Source organism: Flavobacterium azizsancarii, from assembly GCF_027980145.1.
Taxonomy (GTDB): Bacteria; Bacteroidota; Bacteroidia; order Flavobacteriales; family Flavobacteriaceae; genus Flavobacterium; species Flavobacterium azizsancarii.
The window spans coordinates 16,375-35,255 of sequence record NZ_JAMZNK010000021.1; the positions used below are offsets into that span (position 1 = coordinate 16,375).

Below are 18,881 nucleotides of genomic sequence, written 5' to 3' on the forward strand. Positions count from 1 at the left end.
AATGCCATTATTTAATTAAAAAAATAATCAGGCTGCTTTTTGCATTTAAATCAACTTCACTTTTCCTGGAACTAATCATTAAATCAACACAAATAGTCTTTCTTTTTTATAAATAATAAAAAAACTATATACAGAAAATATTAATATTTTTTTTGACTTATTAATTTTAAATAAACGATAAAATACATAATACTACACTATTATAAACTTTATGCTACAAATTTTATAATTTTTGCTACAAATTTGGTATGTAAATTTTATGTTAACATTATACTTTTGACCTAACACGATCAACTAAACTTAAACACTATTATTAACAATTTAAAACCCTTTAAAGTATGAACTGAAAACCAAAAATAATATAGTTAAAAGCTCCTTTTTTTTTTATTAAAATTTTAGACGATTCTTCTTAGTAGTAGTACTTAAAAAAAATTATAAAAAGCAAATGAGCTAAAATTATAATTATTATAATAACTAAACTTTACAACCTAACAAACTATTTAAACTAATCAAAAAACCAAATTAAAATGATGTTAAAATTTAAATTTGCAATAATCGCATTGCTAATAATTAGCAGTCAGAATATAATGGCGCAATCAAAGACGGTACAGGGGGTGATTACTGATCCTTCGGGATTTCCTTTGCCTGGTGCGGGTGTTAATGTAGAAGGTTCAAAAAATAGCGCCTCAACAGATTTTGATGGTAAATACTCTTTAAAAGGAGTTAATCCTACAGACAAAATAACATACTCTTATGTAGGCCTGATTTCGCAGACCATAACTGTCGGTACCAGAACTACAATTGATGTTGTATTAGCGTTATCCACCCAAACCTTAAACGAGGTTATAGTAGGTTACGGAACTCAAAAGAGAACAAAAGTAACCGGAGCAATCTCAACAGTAAGCTCAAAAGATATTGCAGCAGTGCCTATTACTAATGCAGAATCAGCTTTACAGGGTAGAGCTGCGGGTGTTACTGTTGTAAATGGTGCTCCGGGTTCTAATCCTACAGTTACGATTAGAGGTTTGGCTACCATGGGAAACAGTGCTCCTTTATATGTAATTGATGGTGTGTTGACCAGTAATTTATCCGGATTAAGTCCTAATGATATAGAGTCAATGTCTGTTTTAAAAGATGCTTCAACAACGGCTTTATATGGTTCAAAAGCTTTTAACGGAGTAATTATGGTAACGACTAAAAAAGGAAAAAAAGGCCCGGGTCAGCTAAATTTTAGCACTTACATAGGATCACAGACTATTACCAAAAGATATAATGTTTTAAATACACAACAATATCTTCAATATGCTAAAGATTTAGGAAGTGATTTAACAGCAAGAGCTGCTGAATTTGGAAATATAAATACCAATTGGCAAGACCAAATCTTTCAAAGTGGTTTGATGCAGGATTATAATTTGAGTTTTTCAAATGGTACCGAGACATCTACAAGCCGTTATTCTGCCGAATATTTAAAGCAGGAAGGAGCTGTTATCAATACAGGTTTTGAACGCTATTCTTTTAGAGCTAATAATACACAGGATATAGGAAAACTTAAAGTAGGAAGTAATATTGGGATCTCTTTTAGTACAATCAATCCCGAGCGTAGTTCGGGAGGAAGAACACTATTGGAACATGCTATTAAAATGGCACCTTATTTACCTATTTACAATGATACAAATTTAGGCGGATATCAAGGACCAAGTGCTGTTGACGGTAATGACGCCGAAAACCCTGTAAGAGTAGCAAATTTAGGATATCAAAAAATTAATAATTTATCTATCATAGGAAATATTTACGCTGAGTTAGAAATTTATAAAGGCTTAAAATTCAGATCGCAGGTTTCATTAGATTACTACACGGGTAAAGATCATACGTTTGTTCCTAGTTATAGCGATGGTTCCTATCATAAACAAGCCTATTCGACCACTAATGAAACAAATACTCAGGGACAAACCATTGTTTTTGATAATAGCTTAACCTATAAAACCACTATTGCTGCTAAACATAACATTGAAGTATTGGGGGTTATCACTAAAATTGATGGAAAATCACAAAATTTAGTAGCCGGAAGCCGTTATAATATTTCAGATGAAATAGATCAGCTGAGATACAATGAAGGAAGCTTGAGTTCTGCTAACTATGTTGAAAAAAATATTGGATATATTGCCCGTATCAACTACGATTACGATGATAAATACATATTTGCTGTTTCAGGACGTAGGGATGCCTCTTCCCGTTTTGGTGCAAACAACCGCTGGGGGAACTTCTACTCAGTTGCAGTAGGATGGAATATAGCCAAGGAAAGTTTTATGGCAAACTCTGTTTTTAGTACCTTAAAACTTAGGGCCAGTACAGGAACAACAGGAAATGACAGAATAGATAATTATCAATATGCCGCTACATTACTTGCTGATTATAATTATCCTATTAATGGAGGAAATGCTCCAGGTGTTTCTCTTGGAGTTGCCTCTAATCCTGATTTAAAATGGGAGTCTAAAAATGACCGAAACATAGGTTTGGATTTTGGTTTGTTTGACGAGAAATTTACCGGATCGTTTGAATATTTCAATAATAAAAGCAGTGATATTCTTTTTGCTGTTCCATTACCTGCCTCTGTAGGATCTGCCGGTGGCGGAACTCAGATTCAAAATATTGCCGATGTAAAAGTAACAGGTTATGAAATATCATTAGGTTATAATGATAGAAAAGGAGATTTTACATGGTCAGCCATCGCTAATTTAGGAACAAGTAAAAATGAAGTAACAAGTTTAGCACCGGGAGTGACTAGTGTATTGGGCGGCCCAACTGCAAGAGCTGGTTTAGAAAACTTCTCAAGACTTGAAGTAGGTCAGCCATTATTCTATTTTTACGGGTACCAAACCAATGGAATTTATCAAAATCAGGCAGAAGTAGATGCTGTTTTTGGCCCGGGACAGACTATTGTGAAACCAGGTGATATTAAAATTGTTGACCGTGATGGCAATAAAGTAATCAACTCAGATGACAAAACAAATATCGGGAATCCTTATCCGGATTTCACCTATGGTTTAAACCTTACGGCAGCCTATAAAAAGTTCGATTTCAACTGTTTCATAACAGGAGTTCAGGGTAACGACATTTATAATGCCAACACCTTTGATTTAAAAGGAATGAATCGTTTGTTTAATGCCAGTACAGATGTTTTAGACAGAGCAAATGTTGTAAACGGTGTAGTGACTAATCCATCTGCTACTTTACCCAGAGCTCAGGGTGCAGATGTAAACTGGTCAACAGCTAATCAGCGTTATATAGAAGATGGTTCTTATACCAGATTAAAAAATGTTACTATAGGATACACCCTATCAGGAGAAACATTCGGCAGCCATTTTTCAAATATAAGATTCTATGTAAGCGGACAAAACCTTATTACAATTACGAAATATTCCGGTCTGGATCCTGAAATTGCACGTGCAGATACTAACGCAAATTCCGCAGGTATTGACTTGGGGAGATATCCACAGCCTAAATCAGTAATTTTTGGACTTGATGTTAAATTTTAATATATAAGATGATGAAAAAAATAAAATATATAGTTGCAGCAATGTTCGGAATTTTAGTTATCAATTCATGCGACACGGCAGATTTAGAATTAACTAATCCAAACACGTTATCGCCCGATACTTTCTTTAAAACAGCAGCGCAGGTTGAATCTTCTGTAAATGCAGCCTATGCAAATTTGCAGACAAGAGGACTTTATGCACGAAATTTTTCCTTTGCAATGGATTTAATTGGACAGGATGCTGCAGGAAATCCACAATTAGAGGGAAATAAAAAGCCTTTTCAGGATTTTTCTTTTAATGCAGGCAATGATATTATTCAGTACTATTGGGAATCCTGTTATTTAGGGATATCAAGGGCTAATTTTGTTTTAGATAATGAAGCAAAAATTAATGCTTTACCAGGTGCCGTACTTTCACAAGAGCAAAAAAATAAATTTTTAGGAGAAGCCCACTTTTTAAGAGCGTATTATTATTTTCTTTTAGTGAAACGTTTTGGTGATTTACCAATTTATAAAACAGGAACTATCATAGGTGCCGCAAGAAGTCCTAAAGCAGAAGCTTATGATTTGATTAGAGCAGATTTTGAATTTGCTTCTCAAAATTTATTATCCAAAAGTGCTGAAGTAGTTGGAAGAGCAACCAAAGAAGCTGCTTATGCCTATTTGGGTAAAGTACTTTTATACCAAAAGAAATATGATGAAGCTTTAGTTGCCTTTAATGGTGTTACAGGGTTTAGTCTTGAAGATAAAGGTAATTTTTATAATAACTTTATGGACGAAACTGAACATGGTAAAGAATCAATTTTTGAAATTGAATTTAATGAAAACAACGGAACAGGTAATAAATGGGATGATGCTGGTAATAGTGGCGGAACTGGATTTGCCGAATCAACGCTTAGAGGTCAGGAATATGGCAATTTAAGCTGGTACAATGTCTATCCGCCAGACAATTTGTTAAACTCATTTGAGGCAGGAGATTTGCGTTTTGGAGATACTTTTTATGTACCAGGCTCTAAATATTTAAACGGAACCCGTACTATGACAGCGCAAAACTTTAGTACATCAGCAGGTATTAGAAATGCAGGCTGGAAAAAATACCAAAACTATTATAAAAGAGAGGATGAAGCTACACAGTCAAGTATAAATTTCAAAGTTATGCGTTATTCAGATGTATTGCTTATGAAAGCAGAATGTGAAAACCAAAGAGCAGGAGGTTCTCAAACAACTGCCATAGCGTATATCAAAGAAGTTAGAGACCGCGCAGGTTTAACAACTACTATTGCCCCAACAAAAGAGGCTGTTTTTACCGCAATTGTTCATGAACGTAAAGTAGAATTTGCCGGCGAGCAAAGCCGATTTGATGACATTATAAGATGGGGTAACGCCAGTACAGAATTAGCAGGCACTGGTTTTCAGGCTGGTAAAAGCGAATTATGGCCAATACCAAACAGGGAAACATCTTCAAATCCTAATATAAAATCAAGTGATAATAACCCGGGTTATTAAGGAATTAAATTTTGGTAGTTTAAGTTAGTAATTTGGTCAAACAGCGCATGAGAATGCGCTGTTTTTCAATATAATAACATTTGTTATACTGGCGAGAGTTTCCATAATAAATTTTAGACCTTTTTTCAACTTACTCAAATTATTGCACCTGTTTTATTTGTCAGTTCTGATAATCAATCCAGAAAAAAAATCATATACTATTTTTTTTTACTTTAGTCGTAATTGAATAACTACAAATTACAGACCCAGCTATTGTCCTAAAGATAACATTGCGTCAAACTGCAAAAACAATTAAATACCAATGAAAAAAAACACTTTCTTACTATTTATTTTATTGTCGATATCTTTCTTAAACCCTACCGCTGCCCAAACTACTGCCGTAGAAAATCTAATTCCACCTGAAATAGAAAACCCCGAATTACTTGGTATAAACAAAGAAGCCTATCACGCTACATTAATGCCCTATGGCAGCCTCCAGGAAGCTTTGACTGCCAAGCGACATGCTTCCTCATTTTGCAAAAGTCTAAATGGGGATTGGAAATTTAACTGGGTTAACACACCGGAAAAACGACCTGCGGATTTTTATGAGCCTGATTATGATGTTTCCAGCTGGAAAGAAATTACTGTTCCCTCTAACTGGGAGGTGCAAGGTTACGGGACACCGTTTTACAGAAACTTAGGTTATACCATCAAAAAAGATTATCCACATGTGATGAGTGAGCCTGATAAATCTTATACAGCATATAATGAGCGAAACCCTGTGGGAAGTTATCGCAGGGAATTTTCTATTCCTGAACAATGGATAGGGCGCCGTAATTTTATTACATTTGATGGTGTGGATAGTGCATTTTTTTTATGGGTAAATGGTAAAAAAGTAGGTTTTAGCGTAAATAGCCGTAATGCCGCCGAGTTTGACCTAACCCGATATCTGCAGCCTGGTAAAAACATGATTGCTGTAGAGGTATATCAATATAGTTCCGGTACGTGGCTGGAAGACCAGGATATGTGGCGTCTACACGGAATTTTTCGCAATGTAACGCTCTGGAGCGCCCCACAAGTACATATTCGCGATTTTTTTGTAAAAACAGATTTAGATAGAGACTATAAAAATGCAACATTGGATGTATCTGCTAAAATTAAAAATTATAGTGACAAAACTACCAAAGCACAAAAATTTACCGTAACACTTTACGACAACCAAAACAAAGAAATAGCCAGAGGCAATACCACGGGAAATATAATTAAACCCAATAACGAAGAATTATTAAATGTAAAAATCAAGATAGATAATCCGTTAAAATGGACTGCTGAAACCCCTAATCTGTACACCGTTGTATTGACCAGTTCAGAAGGCGAAATAATATCGTCAAAAATAGGTTTTCGGAAAGTAGAAATCAACGGAAGAATTTTCATGGCAAATGGAGTACCAATCAAATTGAAAGGCGTAAACCGTCATGAGCATTGGTCCGATGTAGGTCATGCCGTAACTGAAGAACAGATGATTCGTGATTTGGAAGTAATTAAACAAGGAAATTGTAATCACATCCGCACCAGTCATTATTCAAATGATCCACGCTGGTATGAGCTTTGTGACGAATGGGGAATTTGGCTGGTTGCTGAAGCCAATATGGAATACCATGGTTATGATACCCGATTTGATGAAGAACCAACAATAAAAGCAGCTATTATTGATCGCAATGTGGCCAATGTTGAGAATTTCAAAAACCATCCATCGGTGATTATCTGGTCGCTTGGAAATGAAGGCGGCGGCATCAGTACGAATCTCAAGGCTGCTATGTCTGCTGTTAAGGCTATCGACTCTACTCGTTTTGTTCACTACGAAAGATTTGGAAGCGGTAAAAATAATCCTGCCGACCTGGATGGCCGTATGTATGGCAGTGCAGCAGATTATGTTGATATGGCCAGAAATTGGGGTTTGACTAAACCACTTTATATCTGTGAGTTTGTTCATGCTATGTTTAATTCTATGGGCTCTCTTGAACAATACTCTAAAGCTTTTGATCAAAATCCTGAAATTTTGGGTGGTGCTATCTGGGAGTTCCAGGATCAGGCATTATGGAACAAGCGCGATCCGAACCACCCAATCTTAGCCTATGGAGGAGGTTTTGGCGAATATCCAAATGATCATTATTTCATTCATAAAGGAGTGGTTTCTTACGATCGTGCAACCGAAGGAAACAATGTAAAGCCACATTATCCTGAAATGAAAAAAGCATTTCAATGGGTCGATACCGAACTAACGGATCCTGCTAATGGCGGTCTTAAAATTAAGAACAAATACCAATTTATTTCCCTTGATGGTTTTGAGCTCCTTTGGAGTCTAAGCGAAAACGGGCAGGAAATTGATAATGGTAAAACTGAAATCCGTCCTACATGGGGAGAAAAAAGAGTTTTTGCAGCAAATATTCCTTATAAAATAGAGCATCCAAAAGCAGGCGCTAAATACTATTTGCGCGTTTCATACCGCTTAAAAGAAAAAACACTTTGGGCTCATAAAGGTTTTGAAGTTGCAACAGAGCAGTTTTTACTTCCTGTAAACACATTTTCTGTAGAAGAATTAAAAGTCACTCAGCCTGTAAAACTAGCTCAAAACCAGCAATCAGCCGTGATTTCCGGAAAAGACTTTTCTGTAAGTTTTGATAAAAAAACGGGGTTTATAAATCAGCTGACAAAAAAGGGAATTAATATTTTAGCTTCAGATGGTTCACCTAAACTGCACTTATGGCGCGCCTCTCACCGTAACGACGATGATTGGGCTTACCAGCAATGGCAAAAGTACGGAGTAACGACACTTGAATATAAAGTAGTTAATTTTAAAGTAGAAGTCATTGATAAAGCCTGCGTGAAAGTAACTTCTGTAACAAAAGCAGATGGTAAAGAAGGTTTTGGCGTTTATCATACAGCAACTTATACCATTAAAGGCGATGGGTCAATAAAAGTTGATAATCAGGTTCATTTTATTGGTTTAAGTATCAACTTAGCCCGAATTGGTGTGCGGATGTTACTCGACAAAAAGCTTGATCACATGACTTTTTTAGGTCGCGGGCCATCCGAGAATTATTCCGATCGCAAGAGTTCTGCCCATGTTGGCCTGTACGAATTGGGTGTAAATGAACAATATGAATATGAAAAACCGATGGAACACGGTAACCATGAAGAAGTCAGTTGGGCAAAACTAAGCGGTAAAGATATGCCCTGGGTGATGGTGAAAGCGGATGAAAAATTGATGCAGGTTTCTGCTCTTCCCCATACCGATGAGCAAATGTATCCAGTAGAATATAAAATTGACTTACCTCCCAGTACCTCAACTGTGTTCTGTCTTTCAACTAAAACACTAGGCGTAGGATCGGCTAGCTGTGGTCCAAGACCACTTGAGCAATATCAGGTTTTTGCCCTCCCAACTTCATTTACATATACATTATGCTTGTTTTAATCTGTAAATTTGATTGAACATGAATACTATTAATTACTAAATAAGCTCAAATAATGATTACTCAAAATTTGTCCATACTACTTTCATGATCTTTATAAATGATAGACTGCAGTACATTATATTCTAAAAACCTAAAGCCTGTAGACAGACTTTAGGTTTTTTTATATTATACTCTTTTCTATTTAAATTTTATTTCTATTTTTTTACCATTGTAGGCAACATCTTTCCTTACACCTGAGGGCAGAACAATAGTAAATTTTCTATTTTGGAGCATTCCCTTATAAGCCCCTCTTCGGCTGGATATGGTAAGCTTTTTTACTGAATCATTCCACAAAAACGCTATTTCAGTGTACGCTCCTTTTTCATAATTATAGTTATCAAACTCATCTTCATATAATACAAATGATCCATCACAACCCGGATATACCCTCACTTCAAGGTTGTCCCATTTTTTTTCGGCAGCATATTGCACCTGTGGCCCTAATGGCAGTATAGAACCTGCCCTGATGTAAAGCGGAATCATATCAATAGTGGTTTTCCTTGTAATTTCCTGCCCTCCTTTAAAATTTTCATTGGTCCAAAAGTCATACCAATTAGTACCTGATGGGAGATATACCTGCGTCGTTTTTTCAGTGGTAAAGTCTATCGCGGCTTCATCTTTTCCTGCTTTATTTCCCTGTTTGTTCCATCCGCTTTGTTCATCGACTTTTACTACAGTTTCAGAAGTATATTGGGCTTTTACTACAGGAGCTATCAATATTGATTTTCCAAACATATACTCATTATTGATATCCCATACTTTTTTATCGTTTACAAAGTCCATAAATAGAGCACGCATAAAAGTAGATTGGTTCGCACTAACATCCCAAGAAGTCGAATATATATAAGGCAGAAGCGTGTAACGCAAATTAATAAATTTATCAATGGCATCAAATATAGGTTCTCCTTTTTTCCCAAACTGATAAATTTCCCTAGGTACATCTGTACCATGTGAACGCATCATGGGATTAAAAGTCCCAAATTGTATCCAGCGGACATATAATTCCTGATATAGCGGATTTTTAGCCCCGGAACCAGTATATCTTCCTTTATTATAAACCCCGGCGAAAAAACCTCCTATGTCTGAATTCCAATGTGGTATTCCGGTCAATGAAAAATTTAATCCCGCAGGTATTTGATTTCGGAGTGTTTCCCAGCTCGAGCCGGTATCACCCGACCACGTATTGGCACCATAACGCTGCTGGCCTGCAAATGCAGAACGGGTAAGAATAAATACACGCTTATCTGATGTAGTCATACGCTGATGGTCATAAACCCCTCCAACTGTCATAAGCGGAAAAGCATTACGCACTTTACGAAAGGAACCCAAGAAAGTTTTTGTATCATAATCCGAGGGTTTTACCTGTAGATGGTCGGGTTCGGTTGAATCCATCCACCAGCCGTCTATCCCTTTAGAAAAAAGTCCATCATTGGCATATTTCCAGTAAATATCGCGCGCTTCAGGGTTATAGGCATCATAGACCCTTACCCCGGAAGGATAATCCATATTGGGAGGCCACTGCTCTAAACCTGATTCGGGCCAGGTAGCAATATTGAAAAGCATTCCTTTTTTATCCATATCACGATACGGCTTAGATTTCGGCCCAAATGAAGCCCAGATCGAAATTATCAAATGTGCATTTTGAGCATGTACATCTTCAGCCATTTTTTTCCCGTCAGGAAAATCGGGATTCAAAAAATCCATGGCATTCCACAGATAGTTATTTCCCCAATATTGCCAGTCCTGTATAATGCCATCGAGTGGTACACCCAATTCCCGGTATCTTTTTACTACATTTACCAGTTCGTCCTGACTCTTATATCGCTCTTTACTTTGCCAAAAGCCATAGGTCCACAAGGGAAACATAGGAACCTTACCTGTAAGTTCGCGCATATCGGCTATTACGCCATCAGCACTTCCCCCATACATAAAATAGTAGTCTACTCCGTCGCCCACCTGGGAATTAAAAGAAGTCTCTGTGGCATTATCTGTAAACTCTGTTGGAGAATAATTATCCCAAAACAGACCATAACCTTTTACCGATTGAAAAAAGGTTATAGCATCTTCTACATTACCCTGTTCCAGATGATATTTCTGATTTCGTTGATTAAGATCTCCTCTCTGATGCTGTCCTAGTCCATAAATGGTTTCATCATTATCGAGACTAAAAGATTGATAAACATTGTAACTGGCAGCACCGGTATCATCGAATGGGGTGAATTTTGTGCCGTTAACCTTTTCTTTTAATAGCCCCTGGCCAGAAACGGAAGAAAACTCAATGCTCCCATCAGTAAGATCAACAGTAACCGTTACTTTATTGGATTTCAGCGTTACTATAGTGCCATTTTGCTTGGTTGTAAAAGCAGTTTTTGATGGCTGCATTATTACTGATAGACTTTCTTTTAAGAATATTTTGTCATTAGGCACTTTAATAACCCTAACTATTGAAGGCGAATAGAACCGTACTTCTACATTACTGCCGTCGACACTGGCTTTCACTCCCAGTTTAGTCTTCTGAAAAGACTGTGCAAGTCCGTTTACGGACAGCACCAGAAGAACGAGCATAAAACAAATTCGTTTCATATTTATAAATGGATTAGTTTTTTGTTTTTAATTTTCTAAAACTAATACCTTTTATAATTGGTATAGTTTTAAAAATTTCAGAAATATTAAATTTTTATCGGTTGCTCCTTTATGACGGCAATAATTTAGAGCTAATTCAATAGCAGCATTCCTCCATTACAAGGAATTGCTATTTCAATTTCATGACTATTTTTAAGCTTCATTGTTTTTACAGTTCCCTTTAAATGGTCATCATCAAGGTAACATCTTAAAGTTTCCCCTGAAGCAATCATTGGCAGCTTGATTTTTAATTTTACCGTTTCTTTTTGAGCATTCACTCCTGCTATGTACCACTTAACTCCTTTTCGGCGGGCAAGCACTACAAATTTACCGGGATAACCTTCTAAAAAACGAACTTCATCCCAAGTCGTGGGAACTTCTTTCATAAAGTTTATAGCCCAGGCAGGAGCATCGATTAAATTATTTGGTGCCAATGCAAAATGCTGTACACCGCTTTGAAAAAGCACCGCGGTGGCTAAGGCAAATACATCAGAAGTTATACGTTTTGAACCTTTATTGGGCTCATTTTCACTGTTATAAAACTGATTTAAAGCACTTCCTCCAAAGTCCATACTTCCGACCGTATTTCGAATAAAAGGGTGTGTTGCAGCATTAACAGCTTCGTTATCACAGCTTTTTTGTCCAAAATGCAGATTTTCACTTGCCAGGACAGCTTCACTAGAGGCAAAATTTGGATACATACGTTCCCATCCCCTCGGTAAGGTACAACCATGAAAAACAACCATTAGTCCAAAATCATTAGCATCTGTCAGGATCTCTTCATATAATTTCATGGTTACTTGTTTATCTCCCCCAAAAAAATCAACTTTAATTCCTTTTATACCGATACTTTTCATCCATGCCATTTCCTGACGACGCAGTATTACATTATCCATCATTCCACGTGGTCCTTGGGGTGCGTCATTCCAATATCCATTCGAGTTGTACCATAAATACAAACCTACCCCTTTTGCTTCTCCAAATCGGGCCAGTTCAGCAATTTTATCTTTTCCTATCTGAGTATCCCAAAGTGCATCAATTAAAAGAGTCTGGTATCCCATCGCCGCACTGAAATCTATATATTGTTTTTGAACCGGAAAAGTGGTGTTGTTATCCATTTTGATAATCCAGCTCCATGAACCTTTAGTATATTGGTACTCCTTAGAGGCTTTATATTTTGGTTTAACCAAATCAAAAGGGATAGTAGTTTCTACAACAGGAGCCAAGGTTTCTCCAATAGTAATGGTGCGCCATGGAGTTTCACCAAATAGTGATATCCCCGGAGCAGTTGTGCCGTTTCCGTTGTTTTCTCCTTCCATTGGAAATCCTATCGTATACAGTCCTTTATCGTGACCAATTAACCTGCTGCCAGAATAACCACTGTCTACGCCGGTTTCTGAGATTAAAACCCATCCTTGATTATTTACTTTAAAAAGGCATGGAAAGGTATACCCTTCTCCTATTCCGTTCTTTCCCATTGGAGCATCTAGTGTATAGGATGTTTCATAACTTGGCGCAGTTCTGGCAAATCCTGTCATGGGTTTGCTTTGCGGGCAAAGAAATGTAGTGGTACCATCCGGTAAAACAAAACCAGATGCTTCTTCCTGCACCACACAGGAGCGGGCTTCTTTTTGAGGATATACTTTATATTTAAAAGCTGCATTATTATTACTTACTCTAAATATGACATCAATAGCTTCTTTCCCTCCTTTAGTAAAAGAAAATACAGCCTCATTAGCTGCATAATGCACGCTTTGCTGTTTTATATTAGGAAGCTGATAGATTTCTTCAATATTTTTTTGATGTACATTGGCCTGCAAAATTAATCCTGTGGTAAAATCCCCAACATTTGTTTTTAAACCAAGGGGAGAATTTTTCAGGAAAATTTTCCCGTTATAGGAAACACTGTATACCGGCATATTATTATCTACAGCCAAAACTACTATGAGCTTTCCATCTGGACTTTTCACCACTGATTGTGCATTTAATTTCAAAAAACTAAAGAGAAATAAACATAATGCATATTTAAATTTCATAACTTATACTGGTTATTGGTTTATTAATTTATTTTTATTTGCAAAAAGACGTGCTACATCATAATATGGAATCATTTTTCTTAACAGACTGCAGTCTAAATTAAAGAAAAAGATTCGGTTGTAATATAAATTTCCGTATCACTGCATTTCGATAATTGGCTATACTCCCTTAGAAAACATCCAATAATCAAAATATAAAATTTGTCCCGAAGCTTTTCCTTTAAATACAAAATAAAGATCACGTATCCCAGACACCTTCTTTACATCGCTTTTCACTAAGGCCCATCGATCATTTCCTCCAGTCATTGGAACCTGAATTGTACCAATCAATTCCCCATCTACTTTATCCAATCTTATTTCCATAGTGACATTACCATTATGGACAGTCCCTACACGCGCTGTAAATTTTGAAGCACCTTCTTTACCAAAATCGACATCTCTTACCTTCGTAAAAGCATCATTTTTCATTGCTGTAATAAAAACGCCAACTTGCTCATTCTGCATTGACTTTACATCGTTTGACCATGCTATTGTTTCGGCTTCGGTTTTAAGATAAGGATTAATGGTTTTGATACCTTTTTTTATTCCTTCGGTCATATTGATCTGATTAATTTTTCCATCTGGCTGGAATGTTAATTCCTCAACACATACAGATCGGGTAAAACCTCCACCTGCAGGCAATGCTCCGTTATGATAGAAAAAATAGGACTTGCCTTTAAAATCAATTACACCTGGGTGATTGGTAAAACTACTTCCCTGTGTAGACATTACAATGCCCTGATATTTCCAAGGACCGGTTATGCTTTTACTGGTCGAATACCCAATATGCTCTGAAATAGGCCCGCCTGCAAAAATCAAATAATATAATTTATTTCTCTTATAAAGCCAGGGTCCCTCTTCGTAGGTAGTAGGTCTTCGGGGATCTTCTTTTCCATCACGTTTTCCGAAAGATTCAATAGTATTGGGAATTATTTTTATCTCTCCGTTATAAGAGATCATATCTTCGTTTAATTTCACAAAATAACATTCCGGATTACCCCAAAACAAGTATGCCTGTCCGTCATCATCGATAAAAACCGACGGATCAATATCAGCATTACTATTTCGAATTAGTGGTTTTCCTAACGGATCAATAAAAGGTCCGTAAGGACTATCAGAAACGGCAACTCCTATTGATCCCTGACCTTCTTTATTGGTTATAGGAACGTACATATAAAACTTTCCATTGCGTTCTATACATTGAGCAGCCCATGCATTCATCTTAGCCCAGTTGAAATGTTTATAATTCAAAACCGTACCATGATCTGTCCAATTTACCATATCCTCAGTGGTATACAATTTCCAGTCATTCATAGTAAACCAGGTCGATTCGTCTTCATCATGGGTCGTATATAAATAGACTTTTCCGTTATATACCATTGGGGCAGGATCTGCTGTATAATTGGTTTGTATAATAGGATTCTGAGCAAATCCGATTATAGAAATTATAAATAATACTGCTGCAAGGTTATTTTTTTTAAAATACATATTGTTTATTTTTCTCTTGAAAATTTACTTATCTGCCTATTACTTTTAATCACAGCTTGAGAACGCTACATAAACTTCCACCAGTCTAAATTAAAAAGTGATTCTCCGTTTCCTTTAAAAATAAAAAAAACACTATGTAATCCTTTTACTTTCTTTACACTGCACTGAAATTCTTTCCAGGTATTTAAATTTCCTGTACTCCCAATTTCGCAGACTCCAATAATCTGGCCTTCTTTATTATCCAAACGGATTTCTATTTTTCCTCCTTTGATTGAAGCAGCATTGGCTTCAAATTTTTTAGCAGTTCTATTAAAATCAACAGCCTGCACCTCAATAAAATTATTATTGCTTATTTGGGTTACAAAAACTCCTTTTTCACTATTTATATCAGATTTCAACCCTTCACTCCATGCCATAGTTTCAGCCTCAACCCTCTTAAAAGGATTTATGGTACCTACTGCCTTGGGTCCATCTTCTGACCAATAAAATAATGTTTTAATTGTTCCGTCCTGGTTATAAACTATTTCATCCATGTCTACTGAACGTCTTTCATAAAAAGTAGAGGTTTCTCTCTTTAAAATATCGTAACTATGTCCGAAACAATATGATTTTCCTTTGTAATCAATAATTGCAGGATGATTTCCCCTGGTTTTTTCACTTGCTTCAACCACCATGCCTTTGTATTCCCAAGGTCCCGTGGGTGAATTACTCATAGCATACCCAATTCCTTCAGGACAGCACGTAGATGCGTAAGACAAATAATACTGTTTTTCATGCTTATAGATCCAAGGCCCTTCCTGATAGTTCTTCGGCTTTGAAGGTACACTGATAACTTCACCTGAATAAGATGTCATATCAGGGTTTAGTTTGACATAATACAAATCAGGATTCCCCCAATAAAGATAGGCCTGGCCATCATCATCAATAAATGGATTTGGATCAATGTCATTCCATAAATGATTGGTGTCAATCAATCGTTTTCCAAGTGGGTCCTTAAAAGGTCCATAAGGACTGTCAGCTACCAATACGCCTATCCCCTGTCCGTGCATGGGACAATAGAGATAGAATTTCCCGTTTCGTTCAATTGCTTGTACGGCCCATGCTCCATTATCATGCTTTACCCAATTAAAATCTTTCAAGGATGCAACTACACCATGATCAGTCCAGTTAACCATGTCAGTTGAAGTATAAAGAAGCCAGTTGATCATTTTAAAGCCGTTTGCATCGTCCTCATCATGTGATGTATATAAAAAAACGGTGTCCTTATACACCATCGGGGCAGGGTCAGCAGTATATTTTGTTTGAATTATAGGTCGCTGTTTGATATTACTTTGGGCGCTGCCATTAAAAACTACAGTCATAAACAAATAAAATAGTAGTAAGAAATTCGATTTTTTCATCATTTAGCCATTTTTTATTAAACGCAGAGTATCATAATTATTTCATTAATTGTAAACCTATTACAAACGAATCTTTTTTTTGTTACTGATAATTAACCATTGTCACACCAGTTCTCAATCTGGCATTTATTTGTTAATTGCTGTTCATAGATTTATTGAACAGATACTTTAATCATTTTTAGATCTTTGGTCTCCGAGCTATTACCATAATAGACCTCGTACAGGCCTGATGTTACCTTCATTGCTATAGTAGTGGCATCATAAAACTCAAATGAAGAAGCTGGTAAATCTATAGTTACAAGTTGCTTTTCACCCGCTTTTAAATTGACTCTTTTAAATGCTTTCAATGTTTTCAAGGGGCCATCGGTATCATTTTCTTTTCTAACATAAACCTGTACGATCTCTGTTCCGTCACGTTTACTAATGTTTTTTACAGGAAAGCTTAATTGCGTATTTTCATTAGGTTTTATATTGGCTTTATTCAATTTTGCCTCACCAATAGTAAATTTAGAGTAGCTTAAGCCAAAACCGAACGGAAACAAAACATCTGTTGTATATCTATAGGTGCGCCCTTTCATCGAATAATTTTCAAAATCACCTAATTTATCTGAGTTTTTATAAAATGAAACAGGTAGTTTTCCGGCAGGATTATAATCTCCAAAAAGAACGTCGGCAACGGCCTGACCTCCGGCTTCACCCGGATACCATGCCTGGAGAATAGCGTCACAGCTTTCCGTTTCTGGCGTTAAGGCAATTGCAGAGCCCGAGCAGTTTACAAAAATTACTTTTTTACCTGCTGCTTTAAGTTCTTTCAAAAATTTTCTCTGCACGGCCGGAAGTTCAATATCTGTACGGTCACCGCCTTTAAAACCCGGCGAAGAAACAGGCATTTCTTCTCCTTCCAGCAAAGTAGAGAGCCCACCTGCAAAAATTACAGTATCGATACCTTTTAATTTTTGAATTAATGAACTGAAATCAATATCAAATTCTTTTCCAAAATCAAATTCAAGATTCGCCTGCCAATTGTTTGACTGGGCAAAAAGAAGTTCGATTTTATATTTTTTACCCGCCTGAACCGGAAATGAAATATTTCCTGGAACAGTACGCCAATTGGTATATTTTGCAATTGATTTTCCGTCAATCAGTAATTCAAAAACACCAGTAGCTCCTGTTTTAAAAACAAGTATATCATTTGCTTGTGCTGAAAATTCTGTTTCATATTTTGCTGAAAAGCCTTCTAGTTTAACCCCTGAGGCAAATTCATGCTGACCGGCAGTAGTCATTTTAATAGGATTTAAAATCTGCCGGGATATTATACTGCTCCCCTCTCTATTTGGATTATTCCAATAGGTTGCTTTCATTCCTTTTTTTCCCTCAAATGAGATTTGGTTAAAATAACTTTGGTTTACTTTATCTTCTACCAGATCGCACGCTTTATCATAAAAGATTTTATTTTTCGGAATTTTTGACTCTATTCCGTCTTTAATGGTAATTGTTTTAACGGGTGTTCCATTATAATTTCCCCATAACATGGGTTCATTATTAGCATTTGGTCCTAGTACTGCTATTTTGTTTATTGATTTATTTAAAGGAAGCACGCTGTTTTTATTTTGTAAAAGCGTCATGGACTTTTGAGCCATTTCAAGTGCTAGTTGCTGATGCTCTTTACTATTAAGAACCGATGTGGGAATTTGAGCCCACGGCACTATGGCATCATCATCCATTTCACCTAAGTCAAAACGGCCAACTAATACGCGAAGCAGGCTCTTATCAATATCCGCTTCTTTTATCAGATCTTTAGCAACAGCTGCCGGGAGTTCTTTAAAGGGATATTTCTCCCAGACACATTCCACATCTGTTCCGGCAAGGACCGCTTTTGATGCAGCATGCACCGCATCTGATGAAACTTTGTGAGTTGTATAAAAATCAGTTACAGCACCGCAATCTGAAACTACCAGATATTTAAATCCCCAATCATCTCTTAGAATACGCTGTAATAATCTGGTATTGCTACAGCAGGGCTCATCGTCTAAACGTTGATAAGCACACATTATCTGGCGCACATCAGCATCCTGCACAAGTGCTTTAAATGCCGGCAGATAAGTTTCATACAACTCGCGAGGATCTACGTTATTTAAATTCAATTCATGCCTGCTCCATTCTGGTCCTGAGTGAACAGCAAAATGTTTTGCACAGGCTAAAAGTTTACGGTATTTAGCATCTGCCGGGCCTTGCAGTCCTTTGACTACTGAAATTCCCATTCGGGAAGTAAGATAAGGATCTTCTCCGTAGGTTTCCTGACCACGGCCCCAACGCGGATCCCGAAAAATATTAACATTAGGAGTCCAGACCGAGAGGCTTAAAAAACGTTTGTTTTCATTACCGTTTTTAATCCATTGATTATATTTTGCGCGCGCTTCATCTGATACCGCATCAAAAACGCGATATAGTAATTGATCATCAAACGAGGCTGCCATACCTATAGGTTCCGGAAAAACAGTAACATTGTCATTATTGGCATACCCATGTAGCGCTTCACTCCACCAATTGAATTTTTTGATTCCAAGTCTGGGTATCGCATCACTTTGATCACACATTAATACCGCTTTTTCTTCAAGAGTTAATCGCGAAACTAAATCTTTTGCCCGCTCTGCTGAACTGAGCGAGGGATTCTTGTAAGGATATTGCTGCGCGTTTACACTAAAAAAAGACATTAAACTTAAAATATACAGGCAAGTGATTTTCATATTTTTACTATTGA

8 protein-coding genes are annotated in these 18,881 nt (G+C 36.7%); 3 read left to right on the plus strand and 5 right to left on the minus strand.

Annotated features, from left to right (window positions below):
* Window positions 1–527 precede the first annotated feature (527 nt).
* From NJT12_RS13510 to NJT12_RS13520, 3 genes are all read left to right on the plus strand, one after another.
* Window positions 528–3,536: a SusC/RagA family TonB-linked outer membrane protein gene (locus NJT12_RS13510; RefSeq protein ID WP_271336450.1), complete on the plus strand. Its 3,009-nt coding sequence runs from the start codon at window positions 528–530 to the stop codon at window positions 3,534–3,536.
* 11 nt (window positions 3,537–3,547) lie between these two features.
* A complete protein-coding gene (locus NJT12_RS13515) occupies window positions 3,548–5,041 on the plus strand; it encodes a RagB/SusD family nutrient uptake outer membrane protein (protein WP_271336451.1) in 1,494 nt (497 codons plus the stop codon).
* A 301-nt stretch (window positions 5,042–5,342) separates the two neighbouring features.
* A complete protein-coding gene (locus NJT12_RS13520; protein WP_271336452.1) occupies window positions 5,343–8,495 on the plus strand; it encodes a glycoside hydrolase family 2 TIM barrel-domain containing protein in 3,153 nt (1,050 codons plus the stop codon).
* 178 nt (window positions 8,496–8,673) lie between these two features.
* Here NJT12_RS13520 and NJT12_RS13525 read toward each other — a convergent pair whose 3' ends face one another.
* The 5 genes from NJT12_RS13525 to xyl3A all read right to left on the minus strand — a co-directional run bounded on the left by NJT12_RS13525 (window position 8,674) and on the right by xyl3A (window position 18,867).
* Complete coding sequence (locus NJT12_RS13525; RefSeq protein ID WP_271336453.1) at window positions 8,674–11,118, minus strand: glycoside hydrolase family 31 protein; 2,445 nt, start codon at window positions 11,116–11,118, stop codon at window positions 8,674–8,676.
* A 131-nt stretch (window positions 11,119–11,249) separates the two neighbouring features.
* Window positions 11,250–13,193, minus strand: a complete 1,944-nt coding sequence (locus NJT12_RS13530) for a glycoside hydrolase family 97 protein (RefSeq protein ID WP_271336454.1) — start codon at window positions 13,191–13,193, stop codon at window positions 11,250–11,252.
* 159 nt (window positions 13,194–13,352) lie between these two features.
* A complete protein-coding gene (locus NJT12_RS13535) occupies window positions 13,353–14,720 on the minus strand; it encodes a glycoside hydrolase family 43 protein (RefSeq protein ID WP_271336455.1) in 1,368 nt (455 codons plus the stop codon).
* Between the two features lie 65 nt (window positions 14,721–14,785).
* The gene (locus NJT12_RS13540) at window positions 14,786–16,123 is read right to left on the minus strand and encodes a glycoside hydrolase family 43 protein (RefSeq protein WP_271336456.1); all 1,338 of its coding nucleotides are present in this window, start codon (window positions 16,121–16,123) and stop codon (window positions 14,786–14,788) included.
* Window positions 16,124–16,272: 149 nt separating this feature from the next.
* The gene (gene xyl3A / locus NJT12_RS13545) at window positions 16,273–18,867 is read right to left on the minus strand and encodes a xylan 1,4-beta-xylosidase (RefSeq protein ID WP_271336457.1); all 2,595 of its coding nucleotides are present in this window, start codon (window positions 18,865–18,867) and stop codon (window positions 16,273–16,275) included.
* Between the last annotated feature and the right edge of the window lie 14 nt (window positions 18,868–18,881).